The sequence below is a fragment of the Dyadobacter fermentans DSM 18053 genome (assembly GCF_000023125.1).
GTDB lineage: Bacteria > Bacteroidota > Bacteroidia > Cytophagales > Spirosomataceae > Dyadobacter > Dyadobacter fermentans.
Genome location: NC_013037.1, coordinates 4,403,777 through 4,428,953 on the forward strand (window position 1 = coordinate 4,403,777; position 25,177 = coordinate 4,428,953).

The 25,177-nt window shown below is 51.0% G+C and carries 28 protein-coding genes; 14 read left to right on the forward strand and 14 right to left on the reverse strand.

The genetic code is table 11. The features are described 5' to 3' along the window. Positions 1-3 precede the first annotated feature (3 nt). From rimO to rpmG, 5 genes are all read right to left on the reverse strand, one after another. Positions 4-1,314 (reverse strand): 30S ribosomal protein S12 methylthiotransferase RimO, encoded by a 1,311-nt coding sequence (rimO, locus tag DFER_RS17885; protein WP_015813056.1) that lies wholly within the window; start codon positions 1,312-1,314, stop codon positions 4-6. A 116-nt stretch (positions 1,315-1,430) separates the two neighbouring features. Then, positions 1,431-2,042: a PH domain-containing protein gene (locus DFER_RS17890; RefSeq protein ID WP_015813057.1), complete on the reverse strand. Its 612-nt coding sequence runs from the start codon at positions 2,040-2,042 to the stop codon at positions 1,431-1,433. Between the two features lie 103 nt (positions 2,043-2,145). Continuing rightward, positions 2,146-3,108 (reverse strand): signal recognition particle-docking protein FtsY, encoded by a 963-nt coding sequence (gene ftsY / locus DFER_RS17895; RefSeq protein WP_015813058.1) that lies wholly within the window; start codon positions 3,106-3,108, stop codon positions 2,146-2,148. Positions 3,109-3,197: 89 nt separating this feature from the next. Beyond that, positions 3,198-3,350 carry a DUF4295 domain-containing protein gene (locus DFER_RS29650; RefSeq protein WP_015813059.1) on the reverse strand — a complete coding sequence of 51 codons (153 nt, stop codon included), beginning with the start codon at positions 3,348-3,350 and terminating at the stop codon, positions 3,198-3,200. Between the two features lie 98 nt (positions 3,351-3,448). Further along, positions 3,449-3,631: a 50S ribosomal protein L33 gene (rpmG, locus tag DFER_RS17900; RefSeq protein WP_015813060.1), complete on the reverse strand. Its 183-nt coding sequence runs from the start codon at positions 3,629-3,631 to the stop codon at positions 3,449-3,451. A gap of 274 nt (positions 3,632-3,905) precedes the next feature. Here rpmG and DFER_RS17905 point away from each other — a divergent pair, with 274 nt between their 5' ends. The 4 genes from DFER_RS17905 to DFER_RS30590 all read left to right on the forward strand — a co-directional run bounded on the left by DFER_RS17905 (position 3,906) and on the right by DFER_RS30590 (position 7,219). After that, positions 3,906-4,448 (forward strand): c-type cytochrome, encoded by a 543-nt coding sequence (locus DFER_RS17905; protein ID WP_015813061.1) that lies wholly within the window; start codon positions 3,906-3,908, stop codon positions 4,446-4,448. A gap of 96 nt (positions 4,449-4,544) precedes the next feature. Then, the gene (gene gatB / locus DFER_RS17910; protein ID WP_015813062.1) at positions 4,545-6,035 is read left to right on the forward strand and encodes an Asp-tRNA(Asn)/Glu-tRNA(Gln) amidotransferase subunit GatB; all 1,491 of its coding nucleotides are present in this window, start codon (positions 4,545-4,547) and stop codon (positions 6,033-6,035) included. A gap of 31 nt (positions 6,036-6,066) precedes the next feature. Beyond that, positions 6,067-7,005, forward strand: coding sequence for a DUF4369 domain-containing protein (locus tag DFER_RS30930; protein ID WP_374754545.1), 939 nt, complete (start codon positions 6,067-6,069; stop codon positions 7,003-7,005). Then, a complete protein-coding gene (locus tag DFER_RS30590) occupies positions 6,887-7,219 on the forward strand; it encodes a peroxiredoxin family protein (protein ID WP_374754566.1) in 333 nt (110 codons plus the stop codon). Before DFER_RS30930 ends, DFER_RS30590 begins: the two co-directional genes overlap by 119 nt. 78 nt (positions 7,220-7,297) lie before the next feature. Here DFER_RS30590 and DFER_RS17920 read toward each other — a convergent pair whose 3' ends face one another. Next, complete coding sequence (locus DFER_RS17920; protein WP_015813063.1) at positions 7,298-8,176, reverse strand: NAD(P)-binding domain-containing protein; 879 nt, start codon at positions 8,174-8,176, stop codon at positions 7,298-7,300. Positions 8,177-8,194: 18 nt separating this feature from the next. On the opposite strand from DFER_RS17920, the gene DFER_RS17925 reads away from it, so the two are divergent. Beyond that, on the forward strand, positions 8,195-9,205 hold the full coding sequence (locus DFER_RS17925; protein WP_015813064.1) for a gliding motility protein GldB-related protein: 1,011 nt from the start codon (positions 8,195-8,197) through the stop codon (positions 9,203-9,205). Positions 9,206-9,251: 46 nt separating this feature from the next. Beyond that, the gene (locus DFER_RS17930) at positions 9,252-10,337 is read left to right on the forward strand and encodes a complex I subunit 1/NuoH family protein (RefSeq protein WP_015813065.1); all 1,086 of its coding nucleotides are present in this window, start codon (positions 9,252-9,254) and stop codon (positions 10,335-10,337) included. Here DFER_RS17930 and DFER_RS17935 read toward each other — a convergent pair whose 3' ends face one another. From DFER_RS17935 to DFER_RS17945, 3 genes are read right to left on the reverse strand one after another with little or no spacing between them, the layout of a single operon-like run. Next, positions 10,338-10,790 carry a hypothetical protein gene (locus DFER_RS17935; RefSeq protein WP_015813066.1) on the reverse strand — a complete coding sequence of 151 codons (453 nt, stop codon included), beginning with the start codon at positions 10,788-10,790 and terminating at the stop codon, positions 10,338-10,340. A gap of 59 nt (positions 10,791-10,849) precedes the next feature. Then, positions 10,850-12,094 carry an ABC transporter permease gene (locus DFER_RS17940; protein ID WP_015813067.1) on the reverse strand — a complete coding sequence of 415 codons (1,245 nt, stop codon included), beginning with the start codon at positions 12,092-12,094 and terminating at the stop codon, positions 10,850-10,852. A 45-nt stretch (positions 12,095-12,139) separates the two neighbouring features. Then, the gene (locus DFER_RS17945; protein ID WP_015813068.1) at positions 12,140-12,766 is read right to left on the reverse strand and encodes an ABC transporter ATP-binding protein; all 627 of its coding nucleotides are present in this window, start codon (positions 12,764-12,766) and stop codon (positions 12,140-12,142) included. Between the two features lie 306 nt (positions 12,767-13,072). On the opposite strand from DFER_RS17945, the gene DFER_RS17950 reads away from it, so the two are divergent. From DFER_RS17950 to DFER_RS17965, 4 genes are read left to right on the forward strand one after another with little or no spacing between them, the layout of a single operon-like run. Continuing rightward, complete coding sequence (locus tag DFER_RS17950) at positions 13,073-14,020, forward strand: DUF6089 family protein (RefSeq protein ID WP_229206036.1); 948 nt, start codon at positions 13,073-13,075, stop codon at positions 14,018-14,020. Between the two features lie 33 nt (positions 14,021-14,053). Further along, positions 14,054-14,746: a type IX secretion system protein PorG gene (gene porG / locus DFER_RS17955; protein ID WP_015813070.1), complete on the forward strand. Its 693-nt coding sequence runs from the start codon at positions 14,054-14,056 to the stop codon at positions 14,744-14,746. Position 14,747: 1 nt separating this feature from the next. Beyond that, positions 14,748-15,290, forward strand: coding sequence for a DUF2911 domain-containing protein (locus DFER_RS17960; RefSeq protein WP_015813071.1), 543 nt, complete (start codon positions 14,748-14,750; stop codon positions 15,288-15,290). 26 nt (positions 15,291-15,316) lie between these two features. Next, positions 15,317-16,210, forward strand: coding sequence for a trypsin-like peptidase domain-containing protein (locus DFER_RS17965; protein WP_015813072.1), 894 nt, complete (start codon positions 15,317-15,319; stop codon positions 16,208-16,210). Positions 16,211-16,221: 11 nt separating this feature from the next. On the opposite strand, the gene DFER_RS17970 is transcribed toward DFER_RS17965, so the two are convergent. Beyond that, on the reverse strand, positions 16,222-16,917 hold the full coding sequence (locus tag DFER_RS17970; RefSeq protein WP_015813073.1) for a YjjG family noncanonical pyrimidine nucleotidase: 696 nt from the start codon (positions 16,915-16,917) through the stop codon (positions 16,222-16,224). A 383-nt stretch (positions 16,918-17,300) separates the two neighbouring features. Here DFER_RS17970 and DFER_RS17975 point away from each other — a divergent pair, with 383 nt between their 5' ends. From DFER_RS17975 to DFER_RS17990, 3 genes are all read left to right on the forward strand, one after another. Beyond that, entirely contained in the window at positions 17,301-17,900 is a 600-nt protein-coding gene (locus tag DFER_RS17975; protein WP_015813074.1) for an RNA polymerase sigma factor, read from the forward strand. 365 nt (positions 17,901-18,265) lie between these two features. Next, on the forward strand, positions 18,266-18,928 hold the full coding sequence (gene nth / locus DFER_RS17985; RefSeq protein ID WP_015813076.1) for an endonuclease III: 663 nt from the start codon (positions 18,266-18,268) through the stop codon (positions 18,926-18,928). A 71-nt stretch (positions 18,929-18,999) separates the two neighbouring features. Then, positions 19,000-19,860, forward strand: coding sequence for an FKBP-type peptidyl-prolyl cis-trans isomerase (locus DFER_RS17990; RefSeq protein ID WP_015813077.1), 861 nt, complete (start codon positions 19,000-19,002; stop codon positions 19,858-19,860). A gap of 2 nt (positions 19,861-19,862) precedes the next feature. On the opposite strand, the gene DFER_RS17995 is transcribed toward DFER_RS17990, so the two are convergent. Genes DFER_RS17995 through DFER_RS18010 form a run of 4 tightly spaced genes read right to left on the reverse strand, consistent with a single transcriptional unit; the run spans position 19,863 to position 24,572 of the window. Then, on the reverse strand, positions 19,863-20,981 hold the full coding sequence (locus DFER_RS17995; protein WP_015813078.1) for a DegT/DnrJ/EryC1/StrS family aminotransferase: 1,119 nt from the start codon (positions 20,979-20,981) through the stop codon (positions 19,863-19,865). A 15-nt stretch (positions 20,982-20,996) separates the two neighbouring features. After that, entirely contained in the window at positions 20,997-21,587 is a 591-nt protein-coding gene (locus tag DFER_RS18000) for an acetyltransferase (RefSeq protein WP_015813079.1), read from the reverse strand. Further along, on the reverse strand, positions 21,581-22,153 hold the full coding sequence (locus DFER_RS18005) for a sugar transferase (protein ID WP_015813080.1): 573 nt from the start codon (positions 22,151-22,153) through the stop codon (positions 21,581-21,583). Before DFER_RS18005 ends, DFER_RS18000 begins: the two co-directional genes overlap by 7 nt. Before the next feature lie 4 nt (positions 22,154-22,157). Next, positions 22,158-24,572: an alpha-ketoacid dehydrogenase subunit alpha/beta gene (locus tag DFER_RS18010; RefSeq protein ID WP_015813081.1), complete on the reverse strand. Its 2,415-nt coding sequence runs from the start codon at positions 24,570-24,572 to the stop codon at positions 22,158-22,160. A gap of 207 nt (positions 24,573-24,779) precedes the next feature. Here DFER_RS18010 and DFER_RS18015 point away from each other — a divergent pair, with 207 nt between their 5' ends. Continuing rightward, the gene (locus tag DFER_RS18015) at positions 24,780-25,175 is read left to right on the forward strand and encodes a DUF1573 domain-containing protein (protein WP_015813082.1); all 396 of its coding nucleotides are present in this window, start codon (positions 24,780-24,782) and stop codon (positions 25,173-25,175) included. Positions 25,176-25,177 lie beyond the last annotated feature (2 nt).

Sequence of the window (25,177 nt, forward strand, 5' to 3'; positions counted from 1 at the left end):
GCATCAGGAAATCACTTCACCATAAAGGTCAAATTCCTCCGCCGACGTCACTTTTACCTGCGCATAATCGCCCAGGCGCACATATTGGCTCGCCAGAACGAGTACTTCGTTATCCACCTCGGGTGAATCGAATTCCGTGCGGCCGATGAAATAGCCGCCTTCCTTACGGTCGAACAGGACTTTGAATGTCTTCCCGATTTTTGCCTGGTTCAGCTCCGCCGAAATGCCTTGCTGCAATTCCATAATGGCATCGGCGCGCTCCTGTTTCACTTCCGCTTCCACATCGTCCTCCATCGAGAATGAATGCGTATTGTCCTCATGCGAGTACTGGAATGCCCCCAGGCGGTCGAAACGCATTTTTTCAACGAATTCGTAGGTCTCGTCAAACAATTCTTCCGTTTCGCCAGGGTGTCCGACGATCAGTGTCGTACGCAACGCGATATCAGGCACTTTGTCACGGATCGAATGGATGAGCGCTTCCGTTTTTTCGCGGGTAATGCCGCGGCGCATGAGTTTCAGCATTTCCGTCGAGCCCGATTGGAGCGGCATATCGAGGTATTTGGCAATGTTACTGCGCTCGTTCATCACATCCAGCACATCCATCGGGAACCCGGCCGGATAGGCATATTGCAGGCGAATCCACTCGATGCCCTCCACGTCGGAAAGGTTACGGAGCAGGTCGGAAAGATTGCGTTTTTTGTAAATATCCAGGCCGTAGTAAGTCAGGTCCTGGGCAATGAGAATAAGCTCTTTAGTTCCGCGTTTGGCAAGCGATTTCGCTTCTTTCACCAGATCTTCGATCGACCGTGACACGTGGCCTCCGCGCATGAGCGGGATGGCGCAGAACGAGCACGGGCGGTCGCAGCCTTCGGCGATTTTCAGGTAGGCATAATGCGCAGGCGTGGTGAGCAGGCGCTCGCCCACGAGCTCGTGTTTGTAGTCTGCTTTGAGGGTTTTGAGCAGGCGGGGCAGCTCGTTGGTCCCGAACCAGGCGTCTACGGTAGGTATTTCAACCGAAAGTTCATCCTTGTACCGGTGCGACAGGCAGCCTGTCACATACACTTTATCTACCATCCCTGCCGCTTTGGCATCGGCGTAGCGCAAAATGGTGTTGATAGATTCTTCCTTCGCATTGTCGATAAACCCGCAGGTATTGATCACGACAATCTGCGAATCATCCTTTTTGGATTCGTGGTCAACCGCAAACCCGTTGCCTTTGAGCTGCGTGTACAGCACCTCCGAGTCGACCAGGTTTTTGGAACAACCCAGCGTCACGATATTGACCTTATTCTTAACTATTCCTTTGGTTTTCATTGTAATGAGCTGTCAGCTATCGGCTTTAAGTGTTTTGGAGCGGCGTTCACATCAAAGTGACTGATAATGAACGGCCAAATGGGGTGCAAAGTTCGTAAAAAATCAGACAGGAAGTACTATCGAATGAAAGGAAATACCTTGTGCTTAAATTCTGACGGGATTTTTTTGAAGTACTCCTCGATGACCCATGCACCGGGCATTTTATCTGGCAGGATGAAATGATCCCCATTTGCCAGGTAATAGGTTTTGTACGTGATTGGCATTTTACCCTGTCGTCCTGTAACGAGCACCTTCACAATATCGCCATGCCGGAGTCGGAGTTTAGTTTCACCAAACGTCATTTCCAACTCATGTTCTTTGGGGAACGTCTCAATGCTAACCCCATCCACATATTTCCAGTGGTTGATATCCACCAATATGATGATCAGCGGAAAACTGAAAAACATCATACCGAAGGCTAATACAATGAATTTACCAATGATGTCACCGGACTCCAGAACAAAACGAACGAAGAAAGCAACTTTCAGGAAGAGGAGCCCCATGCCCCCAAACATACACATCAAAAAATTGTCGAATGTTGAGAAATAAGCCCATGGCTTTATCTGATATATCCTTTTCACCTTCAACGGCGAGTTGGCACCGATCGTATCCCGCGTATGGCGTAATAGCCGCCGGACGCCCCATGCAAAAGGCGCAAAGATCAGCAGAAAGATGACGATTGTTTCCATTTAAAAAGGGGTGTCTCTGAACAATCCCGTTCTAAGATACCCCTTTTTAATCTTTCCGGAAACAATAGCGCCCCGATCGGTGACTTAGGCCGATCAGCGGCTATTATCCTATTTTCTTAAACAACGAATCCACAAACTCTGCGCGGTCGAAGACTTGCAAATCGTCCATTTTTTCGCCTACGCCGATGTATTTCACCGGGATTTTGAATTCGTCGGAAATGCCGATCACGACGCCGCCTTTTGCCGTTCCGTCGAGCTTGGTGATGGCCAATGCGGTGATGTCGGTGACTTTGGTGAACTCGCGGGCCTGGATCACGGCGTTCTGGCCGGTGCTGCCGTCGAGTACGAGGAGTACTTCGTGCGGCGCGTCGGGCAGGATCTTTTGCATCACGCGCTTGATCTTCGACAGCTCGTTCATCAGGTTCACCTTCGTGTGCAGGCGGCCGGCCGTGTCGATGATGATCACGTCGGCATTGGATTCAACCCCTTTCTTGATCGCGTCATATGCGACGGCCGACGGGTCGGTGTTCATGCCGTGGTCGATTACCGGCACATTCACGCGCTGGCCCCAGAGTTTCAGCTGGTCCACGGCGGCGGCACGGAAAGTATCCGCCGCGCCAAGCACCACTTTGTGCCCGCGCTGGTGAAACTGGTGCGCCAGCTTGCCGATCGTCGTCGTTTTACCTACGCCATTTACACCTACCACCATCATCACGAATGGTTTCGGCAAATGCTCTGTTTCGAAGCTGTCGCGGATGTCCACCGACTTGTTTTCGGTGAGCAGCGCGGCGATTTCCTCGCGCAGGATGCTGTCCAGCTCGGCTGTTGACGCATATTTGTCCCTGGCGACGCGCTCTTCGATGCGTTTGATAACCTTCACGGTCGTTTCCACGCCCACATCGGAGCTTACCAGTATATCTTCCAGTTCATCGAGAACGTCCTCGTCGATGGTGGTTTTCCCTACGATCGCCCGCGAGAGCTTGCCAAAGAAGCTGTCTTTGGTTTTTTCGAGGCCTTTGTCTAACGTTTCTTTTTTCTCCTTTGAAAAAAAGCCAAATAAACCCATAGTGCTGATTACATTAATGGCCCAAAAATAAAACAAAAAAGTCCCGGAAAGGGACTTTTTAAAAACTCAATATCAAACCGAGGATAACCTTAGTTTTTCAATGCACCCTGAACGCCGTCCAGGGGAACGATCTCTTCTTTGAAGGTATAAGCTCCTGTTTTAGGAGATTTTACGGCCTTGATCACTTTTGCAAATGCTTTACCGCCTTCTTTTTTCAGGGTAGCAACTACTTTCTTTGCCATGTCTGTATATCAGTTAGAAGTTTATATTGTTAATGATAACTGTTGCGCGCTTACCCATTATTGCTCACACGTGACAGTTAACGGGTAACAAAACGAACTTACTTAATTTCTTTGTGGAGTGTATAACGTCTCAGGAAAGAGTTGAATTTCTTCAATTCCATACGGCCTGGCGTATTTTTCCGATTTTTTGTGGTCACGTAACGTGACATGCCTGGAACACCGCTTTCTTTTTGTTCTGTGCATTCCAATATGACCTGTACTCTATTACCTTTCTTAGCCATTGCTTTACATCGTTTTACAAATAGGAGTGCAAAAGTAAAGACATTTTGCATTAATCGCAACAATCGCAGACAAATAAACAAGAAATTTTCCTTATTTTACTAAAAGCCGTTCGCCTGTAAGGAGTTGTCGGACAAGCAAATAGAATTCGGTGTTTTCAAGATTAGTCCGAATTTCTGTTCGGGGCATGACGGAAATCTAACTCAAACTTGCTTTCTTCGTGGTCGATTTGGTATCGCAACCTTAATCTGGCGAAAATTCTTAAAAATTAACACAATGACACTCAAAAAAAGCGCTTCTTTGGCCCTGATGGCCCTGGCAGTTTCTTTCTTCATCGGTTGTTCGTCCAAGGAAGACCGTGACAAATATGATCAATGGTACGGTTCAGGCAGCAAGGCTCGGGAAGAAGCAGCCCTTGTGAAGCTTCAAAACGATAGAAAAATTGCAGCAGAAGAAGCCGATAAGGCAGCAGCTGAAAAAGCGGCAGCACCGGCAGCAACACCTGCAGCAGGAGGCGACAGCGCAGCCGCTCCCGCAGCAGACGCACCAGCAGCAGCACCCAAACGCAAGCCCGTTCCGGCCGACGTTTCCGCATTGCTGAACAAACACGCCTGCTTCGCCTGCCACCAGGCTTATGACAAAGTGATCGGCCCTGCTTATGCCGAAGTAGCGAAGAAAAAATACACCGCCGACCAGATCGTGGAGCTCGTACACAATCCGAAGCCTGAGCACTGGCCTGGCTACCCTCCGATGGCTCCCCTGCCGCACGTGCCAAAGGCGGACATCGTCGTGATCGCGAACTGGATCAACTCTCTTTAATTACGGCGGAAACCGGTTATATTCCATAAAACACGGGTCGTTCATGCTATGGACGGCCCGTATTTGTATCTTTGCGTTAGCATTAGTAATCTAAGTATGAGTCAAACCGCCATTCAACCCGCCGACGTTACCGATGAACTTCTGGCCACTTATGAAACTGTAATAGGGCTTGAAGTGCATTGCCAGCTTCAGACGGAATCCAAGCTGTTTACCCGCGATTTCAACATTTTTGGCACTGAACCCAACACCAATATCGGTCCGCTTACGATCGCATTGCCGGGGACTTTGCCCAAGGTCAATAAAAAGGCTGTCGAATATGCCATCCGCCTCGGCATTGCCTGCGGATGCTCCATCAGCAAAAGGACCATTTTCGACCGCAAAAATTACTTCTACCCCGATCTTCCGAAAGGTTACCAGATCTCGCAGGACAAAAAACCGATCTGCGAGCAGGGCGGCGTGCATATTTCGTTCAAGCACGACGGCAAGTTCACGGAAAAAACCATTCGTTTTCACCATATCCATTTGGAAGAAGACGCCGGAAAATCGGTGCACGACGGCAGCCATACCGAAACCATGCTCGACTACAACCGCGCCGGCACTCCGCTCCTGGAAATGGTATCGGAACCGGATCTGCGCTCTGCCGAAGAAACAGGGGCATTTGTGACTGAAATCCGCCGGCTGGTGCGCTACCTGGGCATCAGCGACGGCAATATGGAAGAAGGTTCACTGCGTGCGGACGTGAACGTGTCGGTGCGCAAGCACGGCGCAGCGCAGTACGGGACAAAGGTCGAGATCAAAAACATGAACTCGATCCGCAACATGATGCGCGCCATCGCATTCGAGGAACGACGCCAAATAGCCATGCTCGAAAACGGCGAGACGATCCAGCAGGAAACCCGAATGTTCGACGTGGACAGTGGCCAGACTTACGGCATGCGCGTGAAGGAGACGATGAACGACTACCGTTACTTCCCCGATCCCGATCTGAGCCCGGTGGTGGTTTCGGACGAATGGCTGGAAAGCATTCAGGCAAGCATGCCCGCATTGCCGCATGAGCTGCGCGAAAAATTTGTGACTCAATACGGTATCCCGGCCTACGACGCCGCGGTGCTGACCGATACCCGCGAACTGGCTGAGTATTTCGAAGCCGTTTGCGCCCAGACGACGCATTTCAAGGCCGCATCGAACTGGCTGATGGGCCCGGTGAAGTCATACCTCAACGACCACCACGGCGACATCGCCCATTTCCCGATCAGCGCGCAGCACCTGGCCGATCTGATCGAGCTCAACGAGTCGGGTGCGGTGAGCCATTCGGTGGCCGCACAGAAGATTTTTCCGGTGATGCTTGCGGAGCCGGAACGTGCGCCGTCGGAGATCGCGGAGTCAAATAACTGGCTGCAAAACAGCAATACGAACGAGCTTGAAACGTTGGTAAATGAGGTGATCGGCGCTATGCCCGACAAGGTTGCAGCATACCGGAAAGGCAAAAAAGGATTGATGGGATTGTTCGTGGGCGAGGTAATGAAGAAATCGAACGGAACGGCCGATCCCAAGCTTGTCAACCAGTTGCTCGCACAGAAACTGTAATCACACTTTCGACAATCAGATACAGAAGATCATGAAGGAATTTATCAAACAGAGTGCATTGGTTTTGGGCGGCGCGTTGCTGAGCTTCCAGGTCATGGCGCAGATCGAACCGAAAGGCTTCACCGTCGCCGGGAAAGTGAAAAGCGGTTCAAAAGGCGAAAAAGTCATTCTGTCGCAATCTACCTCAACCGGTTCTTCTGTTAAAGTCGACTCCACACAGCTCGGCGCCGACGGCAGCTTCCAATTAAAAGGCATTGAAAAAGACCGCGGCAGCTTTTTTACGATCAATATCGCCGACAGGCAAAAATTCCCGCTGCTCGTGGAAGGCGGCGAGAGCTTCAATATCACCGCCGATGGCACCACGAAGGACGACAAAGGCAATGGCGGCCAGGTAAGCATTACCGGCTCCAAAAACATGGAATACTACGCCAAAGTCGACCAGCTTATGCAGTCATTTTCTGCCAAGGTCACGGGCTGGAACGAGGACTATGCCGCCGCGGAAGAAAAGAAGGATTCCAAAAAAATAGCCGAAATACAGCAAGCCTACCAGGCGGCTGAAAAGGAACGGGTAACCGCATTGCGCCAGATGATCCCCGAGATGGGCACATCGCTCATCGCGCTCTTCACGGCAAACAACTTCCTCACGCCCGAAAACGACCTGGACGTGCTCAAAAAGCTCGCCGAAGATTATTCTAAAGTGAAGCCTACACCTACATTGGCGCAGGGCTTCATCGGCTCTGTAAAACGGCTCGCAGGAGTTGCGGTCGGCGAACAAGCGCCCGATTTCACACTTAACAGCCCCCGAAGGCAAGCCTGTAACACTCTCGTCGCTGCGCGGCAAATATGTGCTGATCGACTTCTGGGCATCGTGGTGCGGCCCGTGCCGGATGGAAAATCCGAATGTGGTGCGGATGTACGGCAAGTTCAAGGACAAAGGCTTCGATATTTACGGCGTGTCGCTCGACGATAATGAAAAGGCCTGGAAAACGGCCATCGAGCGCGACAAACTCACCTGGCTGCACGGTTCGGAACTGAAAAAATGGAACTCCGGCGTGGCGCAATCCTACGGCGTCAATGCCATCCCGGCCACATTCCTGATTGATAAGGACGGCAAGATCATTGCAAAGAACCTCCGCGGCGCGGCGCTTGAAAGCAAGCTGACCGAGCTGTTAGGAGCACAGTAATACACTTTTTGGTTTATAAATAATAAAATCCGCAGAGTTGATCCTGCGGATTTTTTGCATTGAGCCCTTTCGGAAATTTCAATCCTGATCTTCCAGCTGATAGTGAAATTGCAGCGGATCGGGATATTTGAATTCGTATTGATAGTTTTTCAAAAATTTATCCCCCGAAATGACCTTAAAAGCAGGCTGCTGCTCCGGCGTTTTGAAAGTCGGTGCCTCCCAGCCGAACTGCGCGCAGGAATCGGTGTATACCTCGCTGCGGGTCGGATGAAACGGGGCCGTTATATTGAAAGTTTTGTTTTGAATGCCCTGCCTGATAATCGCGAGGATGATCGCAGCCGCATCGTCGCGGTGAATGTAGTTCACCGGAAGCTCGCCGGTAGTCATGTCCTTCTGGCCCTGCACATACTTGCCGGGAATGCGGTTATAGCCCAAAAGCCCGCTTAGCCGCAGAATGCTCACCGTTTTTTCGGGCCTCAATGCGGCTATCGCGTTTTCGGCCGCTACCATTTCGGGCTGTGCAGAATGTTCAGGCAATTGCACGTCACTTTCGACGGCGGTTTGGCTCAGATCGCGGTACACGCCGGTTGAGCTGATGAAAATAATTTCCCTGACTGGTGACCGGCGCAGCGCTTCGGCCACCATGCGCATTTGAGCCGAATAGTTTCCGGCCACGTTCTGCGACATGCGCGGCGGAATGGAAATCACGACAAGGTCCGAGTTGAAAAACGGCTCCGCAGTGCCGGGATCGAGCCCGGTTTCCGCGTCCAAACCGAGCAGGTAACCTTCAATTCCCGCAGCCGCAAATTTGTCGAGCTTTGCCCCGGAAGCGGTGCTCCCTTTCACTTCCGATGTAATACCGCTGCCCAGTAACCGTTTAGCTAATGGAAAACCGAGCCAGCCGCAGCCCAGGATGCTTATCCGTTTTTTTTCTACTTTTGAAACTTGTTCCGACATATATTTTCTCTCCGCCAAATGGTTTATTTCAAGTCTTTATTGTGCATTCTCTTCATCGCTATTTTCCAGTTTTCCTGTAAAACCGACCAGCGTAAGGAAGCCGACACGAGCAATATCCGCTTCGAACTGGTTTCGAAAAACCTCGACGAAGAGCTGTTTGCCTGCAAATCGGTCGAAGATGTGCAAAATTTTCTTGATCAGCATCCTTACCTGGCGAAAGGCTACTTTACCGATGCGCCCGCCGAGCCTTCCAAACTGGCCGGGCATTTGTTCTCGATCCTGCAAAACCCCGACCTGCAAGCATTCCGGTCGCAGCTCGATTCGATCATAGGCGACCGCAAAACGCGCATTCTGAACCCACTTTCGAATGCATTCAAGCAAATTAAATACCATTATCCGCAATTCAGGATTCCGGAGGTCAATTTTATCGTCACCGGCTTCACCGGCAATGATCTTTACATTTCCGATTCGCTCATCGTGATCGGCCTCGATTATTTCGGCGGCCCGGCGGCGCGGTACCGGCCCAACGTGTACGATTACCAGCTCCGCCGTTACCAGCGCGAGTACATTGTGCCTTCCATTGTTTTCTTCGAATCCAATCAGTTCAACCGCATGGACGCCGGCGACCAGACGCTGCTTTCGGACATGATCGGCTATGGCAAAGGCTACGAATTTGTGAAGCAGGTAATGCCGCAAACGCCCGACAGCCTCATTATCGGCTATTCGGATGAAGATTTGAGAAAGACTTATAACAGCCAGGCGGATATTTGGGCGTATTTCATCGCCAGCAAGCTGCTTTACGAAAAAAGCGATCTGAAAAAGCGTAAATTCATCGACGAGCGGCCATTTACGACCGAAATCGGCAACAAGGTCCCCGGTGCGATTGCCCGGTGGGTCGGCTGGCGGATCGTGAGCATGTTTATGTCGCAAAATCCGGAGACGAAACTTACCGACCTGATGGCCATCGACAATCCGGGCCGAATTTTGCAGGAATCGGGATATAAGGGGCAGGCGGACGAAGATGAGTAAGTTTTTTACTTACTTTTGCGTCAAACCATTGTCCAGATAGCATTTAATGCCCTTTACGCTCATCGTTTTCCTCCTGCTTGTTCCCGGTTTCGTGGTGATCGGCGTGTACCTGGAACGGAAGGTTTCAGCATTCATCCAGGACCGTCTCGGACCGATGGAAGTAGGGAAATGGGGCTTGTTGCAGCTTTTCGCAGATTTGCTCAAACTGCTTCAAAAAGAGGACATTGTTCCCAAAGCCGCCGACCGCAGGTTGTTCCTGACTGCTCCGTTCGTCATTTTCATTTCCGTTTTCGCAGGCTTTGCCGTCGTGCCGCTGGCGCCGGAATTGGCCGGCTCGGGCGCGGCTGTGGGCGTTTTCTTCCTGCTCACGATCGTGTCGGTGGATGTGATCGGGCTGCTGATGGCGGGTTGGGGCTCCAACAACAAATTCGCATTGTACGGCGCTATGCGGGCCGTGGCACAAATCGTTTCCTACGAAATTCCGCTCGGACTGTCGATTCTGTGCGTAATTATGCTCACACAAACGCTCGATTTACAGGTAATCAGCTATCAGCAAGGCATTTATACCTCCGAAACCATTTATCTTTTCGGCATGCGCGAACTCGGGATCGATGTGAGCGGTGTGGGCGGATTTTTGTCCTGGAATATCGTCCGCAACCCCTTCCTGCTAATCGCCTACGTCGTTTTCTTCATCGCTTCGCTCGCTGAATGTAACCGTGCGCCGTTCGACTTGCCGGAGGGCGAATCGGAACTGGTGGCGGGATTCCATACCGAATATTCGGGAATGCGCTGGGCATTGTTCATGCTGTCGGAATATGGTATGATGCTCCTGGTGTCGCTGCTGGGCGCTATTTTGTTCCTGGGAAGCTGGAATACACCGCTACCGAATATCGGGCCCTTGAAACTGGCCGACTGGACCAGCGGCGAGCCGGGTACGTTTTTCGGCTATGTTACCGGCATTTTCTGGCTGTTATCGAAAGCCATGTTCGGCATTTTGATCCAGATGTGGGCGCGGTGGACGCTCCCGCGTCTGCGTGTAGACCAGCTCATGTACCTCGGCTGGAAAGTCCTCACGCCCGTAGGGCTGGTGTTGTTTTTTATCTCAGGAATCTGGCGCCTCATTGGCGTGTGATCATTTGACGATCTCGGCGCCGTCGAGAATGTAGTTCATCTGGTAAATGTCGTCGGCATTGAGTTTCAACGTGCCGGTGAAAGTAAGCCGCTCGTCGGTTTTGAACTTCCTTCCATCTTTCTTCTTGAAATTCAACGTCATGACCGTTTCAGGACCGGCCCCGCCGCAGAAAAAACATGCGCTGAAAGGGAATGCCGAAAGCACATACAAATTCGCTTCCAGATCCACCGGCAGGATATAACCTGTGATCGAGACCTGCTGGCCTTTCAGCTTCTGCACGCTTGGGCCGAAGGTCGGGTGCAGCATATAGATCGATTCTTCCGCATACCATTTCTTTTTAAAAGTCACGTCACGCAGCGTTTCCCACGTCAGTTTCACCGGTTCAATGGCCGGTTTGAATGCGAACAATGAGACGACGCAGAAGAATAATATGCTGATTTTGAAAGCTTTCATCCGTATTTCAATTTTGTATTACAATCACTTGTACCGGTTTAACAAATTTACACACATTATTATTCCTCTGCCAGTGTGCGCGAGATATTCAACCGGTAAATGCCCAGTGACGGCAATGCCGCAGCCACCACACCAATGGCAATCGCTCCGAAAAACAGATAGATCTCTTCGGGCAGCAATGCGAATTGGCCCAGCGAATAATGAAAATCCTGTTCCGCGGATTTTGAAAATACCCATAACCCCACGCGACTGGCAATAATGCCAGCAAAAAAGCCGATCACTGCCAGCGACAGTCCTTCGATGAGCAACATCAGAAACAGCCGCGTACGCGTTGCGCCCATAGAAAGCATTAAAGCCATTTCGTACTTCCGGTCTTTCAACGAATTGTACAGGGAAATAAATACGCTCACGCCCGCGATGGAAATGATGATCAAAGCAAGCGTGCGCAGCGTTTCAATGCCGACGCCGAGCAGTGAGAACAACCGGTTGATCTCGATGCTGGGCAATGCGGCCTGCATGGAGGTATTGTCGTTGATCTGCCTCGGGATCGTCATGAGGCCCATTGGGTTGCGAAACTGGATCAATGCGCTGGTAACATCCTTGCCTTCCTCGTCCGGCTCGGGGTCCACATGGTTTTGATGGTCGGTATGCTCCACTTCCGAAGCCGGCGTTCCCTTTTCTTCTTCCGCGTGGTCATGGATATCCCAAACGCTCGACAGCCTGGTGACGATCAGCTGGTCCACCACCGTGCCGCTCGGCTTGAAAATGCCCACCACCTTATATTTTTTATCGTCATGCTTTTCACCTTCCGAGTCGAGCCCGTGCGAACCGGAGAATTCATCGCCGATTTTGAGCTTCGAATCCCGCGCGACTTTGCTGCCGATCGTCACTTCCATAGATGCATTATATAAATGTCCTTCGGCCAGCTTGGCATCGAAATGCTCGACGTACTTCGGTGTGGTGCCCAAAATGCGGAAGCCCTGGTAATTATCCCCCATCGAAAGCGGGATTACCGTTTTCACAAACGGGTTTTTGCGCAATGCATTCACCTCCGCGAGCGGAATGTTGCCGGTGGGCGCGTCGATCTGGTAAATGCTCGAAAGGATCACCTGCAAAGGGCTGCCTTTGGCCCCTACCACCATATCAATGCCTTTGAGGTTGCGTTTGAACTGCTCGTCGAGCTGCTTGTTGAGCAGCAGCAGCAGGGAGATCATGCCAATGCCGAGGGTCAGCAATAACGCACTCAGGAAGCTGTTGAGCTTCTTTTCCCTGAGATTGGCAACACTGATCTTGAAAAGATTCATGGGATTAGGATTTTATAGGGCGCCGCCACGGTGCGCCTGCCATTTTTACAAAAATACCTGGTTCGAAAATTCGTCTTTCAGCCGCTGGTCATGCGTTACCACCACCAGGCTCGCGCCGATCTGCGCCGATTGCCGTTTTAGCAACTGGATTACGCGCTGGCAATTGTCGTCGTCAAGGTTGGAGGTCGGTTCGTCGGCCAGGATAATGTTGGGGTTGTTCATCAGCGAGCGCGCGATGCTCACGCGCTGCTGCTCGCCCTGACTGAGCTGGTTTGTTTTTTTACTCAAATGATCGGCGAAACCGAGTTGTTCGGCAAGCTGCCGGGCCTTTTGGCGGTCCTCCTGCTGATTGGCGAGATAGTTGGACAGTAAAATATTATCCATCACCGAAAGGGAGCTTACAAAATGTGGGCGCTGGTAAATGATGCCGATGTGCCGGGCGCGGGTGGCCGTAATTTCCTGCGGAGAAAGGCTCTTGACAGACTTGCCCGCGATCATAATGTCGCCGGACTCCGGTTTCAGCAGCAGGGCCAGCAAGTGCAGCAGGGTCGTTTTTCCCTTGCCCGACTGTCCGAGGATCAGCAGCGTCTCCTTGTCGTTACAATGGATATCGGGGAATGAAAATTGTTTCTGGGCGGAATAGGCAAATCGTAGCCGGGTACTCGAAATCATATTCTGTGGCGCTTTTTGAGTACACAATGATAAGGAAGTTTTATGGCGTTTCCAGTCGAAACGTTTGCATTCGCGCGGTTTCGGAAGCTTCTTCGCAATCTTTTAACATCCGCTCTGCCCGGCGTTTCTAAAAAATCCTATCCACACAAATAAAACTTTCGTAAAATCGTTGAAATGGTGTTGCATCCTGAAGAAAACCAACAACTATTCTATTTTTGCAAAAAAATCGATCTGAAAATGCGTAGAGATTTCGACTTGAGAAGAGTATCCGGAGCACTGGCTTTTGTCCTGGTTTTGGGGCTTTTAATGTCTGCTAAAGACGTGAAGGCACAGAGCCGGGGGTTCTTTGTTCCCTATTCTACGGCAGGTTTTGGAATTGGTACTTCCAACTACTACGGCGACTTTGCACCTTACCGCCGTCCACTGGCCTCCACGTTCAAAATGATGCGGTGGAGCATCGGTGGAAACTACACACGCCACTTTACACCACGCCTGGCCGCACGCGCCAGTTTCATTTACGCCCGGATCGCCGGTGACGATTACATTATGAACCGCGATGCGAAACATGAAACCAGCATTTTTTACGCGCGGAACCTACATTTCCGCAACGACCTGAAAGAATTCTCCGTTCAGGGTATTTTCAAGCTTACTCCCGACAACCGCAGCTACGACCGCCGTCCTCAACTGGGCGCTTACCTGTTTGCCGGCGTTGCGCTTACGGCACATAACCCCAAAGCCCTCGATTCACTCGATGGCGACTGGGTGAAATTGCAGCCGCTGGGAACGGAAGGACAGGGTAACGAGGGTTACAAAAAGCCTTATTCACTCGTTCAGTTTGCCATTCCGGTGGGTATCGGCGTTCGCTATAAAATCAATTCCAAGTTTGATATTTCGGCTGAACTGGGTTTCCGCAAGACATTTACCGATTACCTTGACGACGCACATGGCAATTATGCCGATCCTGCGCTCTTCGCCGACGATCCGCTGGCAGCCAGGATGGCCAACCGCTCTGCCGAGCAGTTTGCCGTGCGGAAAGGTGTAGACCGGACAGACGGCGTGAGAAGGTTCCTGGAAACTAATTACCCGAACCTCGGTGACTATAATAACCCGCTGGCTTTGTTGCCTACCACAGGATTCGGTGCGCCGGGAACTGGTAGAGGAAACAGTCCGACTTACACCGACAACTATCTGTTCGGCATGATCCACATTCATTATATGCTTCCATCGCAAATCAAATGTCCGCCACTGAGATAATTACCTATTCCGTTGAAGCATATTAGCAGACATTTGAATATCCAGCCCTTGTGGCGTAAATACTTGCCGGCGCTCCTGCTGGCAGGTATTTCTTTTTTTCTGACCGTGGCACAAGTCCGCGCACAGCGGGTCGAGATCGGCGCGGGCGTGGGAGGTTTCAACTACCGCGGTGACATTTCGCCCACTTTCCGGTTCCGTTTTTTCAAACCTGCCGGGAGCCTTTTCTTCCGTTATAACCCGAACCAGGCATTGTCGCTGCGCGCGGAAGTGGCGGGAGGATTCATCGGAGCGGACGACAGGCATAGTGACGATCCTTTCCAGCAAGCACGCAATATGTCTTTCCGTACGACGATCTTCGAAGGAAGCGCTGTGGCTGAATACAATTTTCTCAATTACCACGACCGCCGGTTTGCCGTCAATTGGAGCCCTTACGTTTTTGGCGGGCTCGGCTTCAACAAATTTGACCCGCGAACGCAGACGAGCGCTTACAAAACCTCCGGCATTGTGCTTCCATATGGTGTAGGTATCAAATACCAGATCCGCCGTCCCTGGAATATCGGCCTTGAATACGGCACCCGGAAAACCTTCACCGATTACCTCGACAATCTCGGCGGAGAGCCCACTTCCACCGACAAATTGCAGCAAGGCGATCCTTCTATCAAAGACACCTATTTTTACGTGCGCCTCTCGGTGAGCTATACATTCTATAAAATCTTTTGCCCCTAGTATGAAAAAAACTCTACTGATTATCTCTACCCTGATTATCGTTGCGCTGGCAGGCTTCTGGGGAGTCAGAAAATACACCAAATCATTCAGTCCGGAGGCCGTTGCCGAAACCACAAGCAATGGCGTCGATATCAAAGTCTCCTACGGCCAGCCCCGCAAAAAGGGCCGGATGATATTCGGCCGCGAACAGGACAAAGCGCTCCTCCCCTACGGAAAAGTGTGGCGCACGGGAGCTAACGAAGCCACATTGATCGGATTTGCGAAAGATGTATTAATGGGAGGCACGTTGGTGAAAGCGGGGACTTATTCGCTTTTTTCCGTACCCGGGCAAAGCAGCTGGAAAATCATCCTGAATTCGGAAACAGGCCAATGGGGCACGGAATATAACGACGGCAAGAATATCACAAACGTGGAAGTACCGATCCGCATCCGGCCCAGCGTGCAGGAAGTTTTCCACATTTACTTTGAAGAAATCCCTAATGGCGTCAACATGGTCCTGAGCTGGGACCAAACCGAGGCGCTTGTTCCCTTTACCCAACCTTAGTCCGATACGGCTTCGGCCTGTTTTTTATGTTTGTTGATGCTATTGAAAAAATAGATCAGTTTACCCGTCCGGTTCACTTTATCATCCGTTATTACGCTGGGAGCGACATTGTGCCCGGCACCGCCACGTTATTTTTTGTCAATGAAGATGGCTTCGCGGTCACGTGCAGGCATGTTGCGCGGCAAATTCTCTATGCCAACAGCATTTATGAGAACTATCTGAAATTCAAGGGCGAGCTGCGCAAATTTGAAAAAGACCCCGGCCTGGCTACGCAGCGCAATTTGCTGGAAGGCAAGTACAAGATCACGCCCGAAAGCCCGATCCGCATCCTTTTTAACTTTATCCATTGCGTATCCGCCTACAAAGGGCTGACGATCCACCTGCACCCGACGCAGGACCTGGCGATCATCCAGTTCCGCAACTACGAATCGAAAGAATACCAATCGCACGCGCATTTCCTCAAAGATTCGCGGATGATCCGGCAGGGCCGGTATTTGTGCCGGCTGGGCTATCCGTTTCCGGAATTCACCAATTACCGGTACAACAAGAACACGGCAGATATTGAATGGACGGCCGAAGGGAAAATCAAAACCCCCAGCTTCCCGATAGACGGGATCATTACCCGGCATATCGGCGACAACAGCGAGGTGGTAGGCATCGAAATGAGCACGCCGGGCCTGCGTGGCCAAAGCGGCGGCCCCCTGTTTGATCCGAACGGGATTATTTACGGAATGCAGAGCGCTACCCGGCATTTGCATTTAGGCTTCGACCAGGTGAATCGCGAGGTTACCATCGACGGTCACCGCAAAAAAGTCTCGAACTACCCGTTCCTGAACGTCGGGCAATGCGTGCATGTGGATGTGATCAAGCAGTTTCTCCGCGAAAAGAACATCCGCTACTACGAGGCCGATCCTGCCTGACGCGCGCCGGTTCAGAGAATCAGCATCAACTCTTCGAGTCGCCGGATATTAAATGTAGGCTGCTCGTCAAATTGCAGTCCGGCCGGATTGAGATACACCGTATCCATCCCGACTTGCTTTGCGCCGAGGATGTCGGCGATCCAGTTATCGCCCACCATGAGGCTGTCCGACGCGGTCGTGCCGGCAATGTCCAGGGCAAACTCGAAAATCCGGCGCTCGGGCTTTTTCGCATTCGCGGTTTCGAAAGTCACCACATTTTCAAAAAAATGGCCGATTTCCGAGCTGGCGATCTTCCTTGCCTGTACTTCATTGAATCCATTGGTGATGATATGCATGCCGTAACCTGCCTGCGACACGTAGTTCAGCAAATCGAGGGCGCCTTCGAGCAGGTGTTTCTTAGTCGGAAGCGAAGTCAGGTAAAACTCCCCGATTGCCGCGTGTTCTGGCGGACATTCGGCACCGAGTTCTTCAAATACCATCCGGAAGCGGTTCTCACGTATATAGCTATGGTGCAACTGTCCGCGGTCGAATGCATCCCACAATGCGGAGTTGATTTTGAGAAAAGAACACACAAAATCGTCGCAGGAGCTGATTCCGTACCTTGTGAGCTGGTGGTGGTGGAAAATTTCTTCGAGAGACTCGGATGAATTTCTTTCAAAATCCCAAAGTGTGTGGTCCAAATCGAAGAAGATATGCTTGTATTTCATATCTGGTAAAAATTCAATTTTTATAAGAAAAGTGAAATTACGATGTGCGCTGGAAAAAATCCGGAATCGCCGGGTGATTTTCGATCTATCTCTACCCCACCAGCGTAAGTTATTTATTAAATACTATTATTTGTTCTAATAGGTATACGCGTCAGCAACAACGAACCGCAAACTCAGAAAACATGCACAACTTGTTAACATCTGTTAACGGGAAATAATTTTTCAGGAAAAAGAAACTCAAACATTTGCAAATTATTTTTCAAATCTATTTCTTTGATTCGTATAATTCGAAATGCCAAAAAGTCACATCTTATTTATCACCAAACCAGAAAGGAGAAACAATATCGACGAACCGCTCTACGTTAACTAAATCGAATAGTAAAATGGAGAAAGTCCAAGTTAGCGACAGTGAGTTGGTAACATTGTATATCCGGGGCAATGAGAAGGCTTTCGAAAAGCTTGTTCAACGCCACAAGTCGAGAATATACACCACTATTTATTTGATTGTCAAGGATCAGTATGTAGCCGAAGATCTATTACAGGATACATTTATCAAAGCCGTTGACACGATTAAAGGAGGGAGATATAACGACGAAGGTAAGTTCCTGCCATGGATTATACGAATCGCACACAACCTCGCCATTGATTATTTCAGACGCGATAAACGCTACCCCAATGTAGTGTTCGAAGATGGAAGCAGTGTTTTCAACACGCTGGATTTTTCGGAGGATTCCGTTGAGTCGATCCAGATTCGTCAGGAAACACATGAGCAGCTGCGGGAGATGATCCAGCGGTTGCCCGACGTGCAGAAGCAAGTTCTGATCATGCGCCACTACGAGGACATGAGCTTTCAGGAAATTGCCGACGCGACGGGTGTGAGTATTAATACGGCATTGGGGAGAATGCGTTACGCGTTGATAAACCTGCGTAAGCAATTTAACCAACGTGCCCCACAGTATGACAAAAACCTTTACTTACGATGATGTTGTAAGGTATCTATATGCCGAAACAACTGAGAATGAAAATGAACAGATTGTTGAGGCGCTCGCACTTGACGATAACTTGATGAACTTTTATCTGGACTCCCTCGAAATTCGGAACCAGATGAACAAAATCACCCGGACTCCTTCCGAAAAAGTGATTTCAGAAGTTTTCAGATATTCGCGACAATTCTCTTCCAAGAGACCTGCTGCACTCCTTTACTAGGGCGAGTCGGCAGGTTTTTTTGTTTCCAGCTACTGATCCGGTAGCTGGAAATTGTCATTACTTTTTAATGTTTGGGCAGGAATTCCGGCCCACTGATCATTCTGTGTCGGACCGCGGTCCTTCGCAGGAACATGATACTATTATGCTTAAAAAAGAACGCTATAAACATTTCCTGGACTATTTCACGCAGAACTTCCCCGAACCGGAAACCGAACTGCACTATTCCAGCCCGTACGAGCTGCTGGTGGCGGTAATCCTGTCGGCACAATGCACCGATAAGCGGGTGAATATGGTTACCCCGAAGCTATTTGAACGTTTCCCGGACCCCGAGTCGCTTGCTGCTTCCAATACGGAGGAGGTATTTACATACATCCGCTCGATTTCCTATCCCAACAACAAGGCCAAGCACCTGGTCGGCATGGCCCGCATGCTGGTTGAACAGTTCCATTCGGAAGTTCCTTCCACCGTGGAGGACTTGCAAAAGATGCCCGGAGTGGGACGCAAAACGGCCAACGTGATCGCCTCGGTGATATTCAGCATGCCCGCGATGGCGGTGGACACACACGTTTTCAGGGTGTCGCGGAGGCTTGGACTGGTGCCTATGACCGCCAAAACGCCCCTGGCCGTGGAACGCGAACTCGTGACGCATATTCCGAAGCATTTGATTCATAAAGCGCATCACTGGCTCATCCTGCACGGGCGCTACGTATGTACGGCGCGCAATCCGCAATGCTTCCAGTGCCCGCTGTCGCCATTTTGCAGATACTTTGAAAAAAATGTAAAAATCGACGTTTTTCATTCGTGATTACAACCAATTTTGCCCGGACGACGTCTACCTGAAAACTAAAACAGTCCCCATTAATTACTTAGAAAGAAATGAAGCGTATTAATCTGGTGTGGTGTGCACTAATGGCAATGGTAATCGGCCTGTCGTCATGTATGGACGATGTATCGAGCAGGGATGAGGAGAAGATCGCCGAAAACGAAACCGCCATTCAGGCAGCCCTGAAAGCCGACAGCCTGGGCGCAAAAGCCGTGAGGGATTCTTCCGGCCTCTATTATATCATCAAAAAGTCGAACCCGGCTGGCCTGAAAGCTCAGATCGGTGACGCGGCGACGATCAAGTACACCGGCTACCTGCTGAACGGAACGAAGGTGATTTCCTCTACCGTCGATAATAAAACGGAGTTCTCGTTCCCGGCTGGCGGTTATGTGTATTGGGGTGGTATCGAAATCGGTATTTTCAAGATGCGGACGGGCGAAACTGCTACGTTTTACCTTCCGTTCTACCTCGCTTCGGGCGCTGTGGACCGCGTCAATATCCCGGCCTATTCGCCGATCCGCATGGAAGTGGAGTTTGTTAAAACACGTACGGAGGTTCAGCAAATCGATGATTTTATAGCTAAAAAGGGCTTCACTATTTCCGACAGAACGCCGGATAACCTCGTGATTGTCCGTGCCAACACCGTAACTGGCGATACAATTGGGCCAGGTAAAGCGGTGAATGTGAAATATGTAGGCAAGTTGCTCGACGACACCAAGTTCGACGAGCGCACCAGCAGCTTCATCACCGGCAGCGCCAATACCATCCCCGGCTTCGACCGTGCGATCCGCAAAATGCGGAGAGGCGAAAAAGCGATTATCGTTTTCCCTTCTTCACTTGGCTACGGCAAAAACGGCAACAACACGATCCTGCCTTATTCTCCGCTTCAATTCGAAATCGAGATTGAAAAGTAAGGTCAAAAACAACTTCTGACGATGCGGGCTACCAGCTCCCGCCCGGCTTCACCGAGATTTGAACCGGACGGCAGGCACATTCCCCGCTCGAACAATCTTTCCGAAACGCTACCTCCAAACCGGGGTAGCGTTTCGTATATTTTCTGGCAATGCATTGGTTTCCACACCGGACGCGATTCGATGCCATGCGCCAGCAACGCAGTTTGAATGTCGGCAGGACTGGCACGGTTGCCCTCAATGACGAGCGCCGTCAGCCAGCGGTTGGAAAAAGTCTCGGCAATGCCCGTTTGAAAGCCGATTTCAGCAATACCTTCGAAATAATGTTGATAAAACTGAAAGTTTGACCGGCGCTGCGCAACTCTTTCATCGATCACCTCCAATTGCCCACGCCCTATTCCGGCGCACACATTGCTCATCCTATAATTGTATCCTACTTCATGATGCTCGTAATGCCGTGACGGCTCCCGCGCCTGCGTGGCCAGGAACCGGGCTCTTTCCAGGTATTCAGGGGAAATGGAAACCATCGCACCGCCGCCGGACGTCGTGATTATTTTGTTTCCATTGAAGGAAAATATCCCGATCGTACCGAAAGTACCGACCTTGCTGCCGCCATATTCCGCACCCAGCGCTTCGGCCGCGTCCTCGATTAGCGGAATGTCATGCTTTTTGCACAAATACAGAATTTCATCCAGCATAGCAGGCATTCCATATAAATGCACGACGATGATGGCCTTAGGCCTTTTCCCGATCCGGATGTAATGCCGGATGGCATCTTCCAGTGCATTGGGGCACATATTCCAGGTCACCGGCTCGCTATCGATAAAAACGGGCGTCGCGCCCACGTACACGATCGGATTGGCAGTGGCCACGAACGTGAGTGACTGGCAAAGGACGACGTCGCTCAGCCCGATCCCCAACGCCAGCAATGCAAGATGCAGCGCCGCCGTGCCGGATGCCAGCGCGAGCGCATGCTTGCTGCCCGTATATGCACATAACTCCTCCTCGAACACATTGATATTCGGGCCCACGGGTGCAATCCAGTTGCTGTCGAATGCCTCGCGGACGTATTGTTGCTCCCGCCCGCTCATGTGCGGGGGTGAGAGGTAAATCTTGTATTCCATCTTGTCCAACGGTTGTCAAGAGATTACTTTCGCGGGATTGCCCGCCAGTTTTGCAAAATCGGGCAAATCGCGGATCACCACCGCGCCCGCCCCGATCACGCAGCCCTTCCCGACATTCACGCCCGGCGCTACCACGCATCCGGCGCCTGCGAGCGTGCCTGCGCCTACATGCACGCCGCCGCATAACGTTGCGCCCGGGCCAATGTGCACGAAGTCACCCAAAACACATTCATGATCCACAATGGCCCCGGTATTCACGATCACATGCTCGCCCAAACGGCAATCCGCCTGGATAACGGCCCGTTGCACCACCACGCCGCCAGGTCCAATGAGAACCGTCGCATCCACAATGGCAGTAGGGTGAATGGCTTTGCCAAACGAATGACTTACCCGCTCCGCAATGCGCCGACGAATGCTGTTGTCCCCGATCGCGATGATCAGCTCATCTTCCGACCGCCAAGCGTGGTCGTAAGCACGCGGAAGTTGCAGAGAATGCAAATCGACGTATTGCCAATGGTCATCAAATAAGCCATTAACCGGCGTTCCGCATGCGGACAGAATGCTCCATACCACTTTCGCGTGGCCTCCCGCTCCGAATATCAGCATACGGCATTGCCATTGAATGGTGAAACTTCGGTCCCGTCGGTTTTTCGGAGGGAGAATGCTTTGCTGAACGTCGTAAAAATGATCCGGCAGTCGAGCGACAGGGAATGGCTTTCGACATAATATCGGTCATAGTCAAACTTTTCGTTCCAGCTGAGCCCGTTGCCGCCGCTGATTTGTGCCAGCCCGGTTATACCGGGTTTTACATTGTGGCGCAAATGCTGGTGTGAGTTATAAAGAGCCAGGTAGTCCGCCAGCAACGGCCGCGGCCCGACGATGCTCATTTCGCCACGCAGCACGTTCCAGAACTGCGGCAATTCATCCAGCGAAGTTTTGCGGAGCAATTTCCCAAACCTGCAAACCGGACGTCCGTCGGGAAACATCGTCCTGAATTTGAGAATAGTGAATAGCCGCCCATAGTGCCCCGGCCGCTGCTGCGTAAAAAACGGATTGCATTTGAAATACACCCACAAAACCGGCGGTAGCAGCACAAAAAACGGCAACGAGGTAATGAGCCCCGTTGCCGCCATGAGAATGTCTAAAATTCTTTTTCCTTTTGAACGATACATAAGTTCATGCGTTAAACAGCTCCGGATATTTATCTGGGGCCGCTTCTCGCATGATTTCGTAAACTGTTTCAAAAATGTCGTCCATGTTCGGTTTCGAAAAATAGTCGCCGTCCGAGCCGTATGGCGGGCGGTGATCTTTCGCAGCGATGGTTACCGGCGCCGAATCGAGCCAGCGGTATGCCTGCTGTTTTTCCAAAACCTGCTGCATCATATAGCCTGATGCGCTTCCGGGCAGGTCCTCGTCGGCGAAAATGACCCGGTTGGTTTTTCTAATGGACTCCACTATCCGGTTGTCGACATCGAAAGGCAGCAAAGTTTGCACATCGATGACTTCAACATCAATTCCTGAATTTTGCAATTGAGAAGCGGCCTCCATTACAATACGACACATTGAGCCGTAAGTAACAATGGTGAGGTCATTTCCCTCTCTTAAAATTTCAGGCTGGCCCAGTGGAATGCAGTATTCGCCCAGATTGTCGGGCATAATTTCCTTCTGGCGGTATGAATTCAGCGGTTCCACCATCAATGCGGGGTCGTCGCCTTGTATTAATGTATTGTAAAGTCCCGCCGCCTGGGTGAAGTTCCGTGGAACCGCCACGTGCAGGCCGCGCAAGCTGCTGAGCATGGTGCCCATCGGCGAGCCGGAGTGCCAGATGCCTTCGAGCCGGTGTCCCCGTGTGCGGATGATGAGCGGTGCCCGCTGGCCTCCTGCGGTCCTGTACCGGAGCGATGCCAGGTCGTCGGTAAGCGTGGCCAGTGCGTAGTAGATGTAGTCGAAATATTGTATTTCCACGATCGGGCGAAGGCCTCGCATGGCCATCCCTATTCCCTGACCGATGATCGTCGTTTCGCGGATTCCGGTGTCGGTAATGCGGATTTCGCCGTATTTTTCCTGTAATCCTGCAAAGCCCTGATTTACATCGCCGATCAAACCGATGTCTTCTCCCAATGCAACCACCCGTAAATCCTTCTCAAAAAGCGCATTGAAATACGAGCGGATTACCTCGCGGCCGTCCACCGTCGGGCTGCTGTCTGAAAACACGGGTTTCACCGGCTCCACGAGCATGGGTGAGTATTTGGTTTCGCTGTATAAATGGGTATTGAAACGCTCCTTGTTGACGCTCAGGTTCTCCTGTAAAAACGCTTTCAAGGCATTTACCTGCGGATTTTGCTCTTTTCCGATGATCCGCAAAACCTTCCGCACAGCTGCAATCATATCCCTGCGAACGGGCAGATAGGTTTTTTGAAGTTCAAGAATCACATTGTTTACCTCGGCCGCGAATGAACTGCCGCCCGCTACCGATTGCAGCCGCTGAATGGTGTCGTTAAACTCGGCGTCCAGCTCCTTCCGGTAGGCCTGCCATGCCGCGTTGCGCTCATGGAGGGCCTTTTCCTTGGCTTCGCGCTCGATTTCCTCCAACTCGTCGTCGGTAGCATAGCCGTTTTTCAGTATCCAGTCGCGGAAACGCACATTGCAGTCGTGCTCGCGCTCCCATTGCAACCGCTGTTTCGATTTGTAACGCTCGTGCGAGCCGGATGTGGAATGTCCCTGAGGCTGCGTAAGTTCAGTGACGTGTACGAGCACCGGCACGTGCTGTTCGCGGCTCACCTTGGCCGCCTTTTGATAAGTTTCAACAAGCGCAGGATAATCCCAGCCATTCACGGTGAAGATCTCGATACCGTCGCCGTCCTCATTGCGCTGCAAGCCTGCCAACGCTTTTGAAATACTGCCTTTAGTAGTCTGATATTCAATAGGAACCGATATTCCGTAACCATCATCCCAAACCGAAACGATTAGCGGGATCTGCAAAACGCCGGCCGCATTCATCGCTTCCCAGAACATTCCCTGAGACGTGGAAGCATCGCCGATCGTCGAGAAAACCACCTCGCTGCCTTTGCGCGAGAATGTGGTCATGCTGTGCAGATCGGCATTCTCACGAAATAATTTGGATGCATAAGCGAGGCCTACCGAGCGGGGGATCTGCCCGGCGGTGGAAGAAATATCACAAACGGAATTGTACAATTTTGTCTGGTCGAGCCAGTCGCCGTTTCCATCTACCCAGCGGGTGGAGAAGTGGCCGTTCATCGAGCGCCCGCCGGTGTTAGGCTCATGTTCGAGGTTGGCGTGGGCATACATTTGGGCAAAAAATTGCTGCCAGGTTAAGTTCCCGACAGCCGCTTCGATGGTCTGGTCCCGATAATATCCCGAGCGAAAATCGCCGGGCTGAAAAACTTTGGAAAGTGCAATCTGCGCTACCTCTTTACCATCTCCAAAAATCCCGAATTTAGAACGGCCGCCCATGGTATCCTTCCTCCCCAGCAAACTTACCTGACGACTTTCGCATGCTAGGCGGTAATCATCGATAATGTCCTCTTTACTCAAAACACTGGAACCGGTCAAACTATCATTTTGAAGCATAAGCAAAAATCACGGGTTTTAATCCGTAAGTTAAATTACGTTTTTTTGAATGCAAGCCAAAATTAGGCAGGAAAATAATAACCCACGCATCGGAACGTGTAGTTTTGGGCCATTGTTAATATTGGTTAATGATTATTATATTTAGCTTTTTAAGCGTTAATCTTGTTTAACAATAAGTTTTTCACCACTTAAAGTATAGTTACAACTATGAAAGTATTCTTTTCAGCACTGGTATTGATCCTCGGGCTGACCACCGTAAGTTTTGCACAAAAAGGTGTATTGAAATTCAAGGAAGAGACGCACAAATTCGGCAAAGTACCACAAGGCACTCCTGTTACCCACGAGTTTGTATTTACCAACACCGGCTCCGATCCCGTGATTCTTTCCAACGTAACCGTGTCATGCGGATGTACCACACCCGTATGGTCGAAAGAGCCTGTACTTCCAGGTAAAACCGGTTCGGTAAAAGCTACTTTCAATGCTGCTGCAGCAGGTCCTTTCAATAAGCCTGTAACCGTTTTCAGCAATACTGAAGGTGGTTCTATCACGCTTTATCTCAATGGAGAGGTGGTTCCCAAAACAGCTGCCAAGTCTTCCAAATAAAC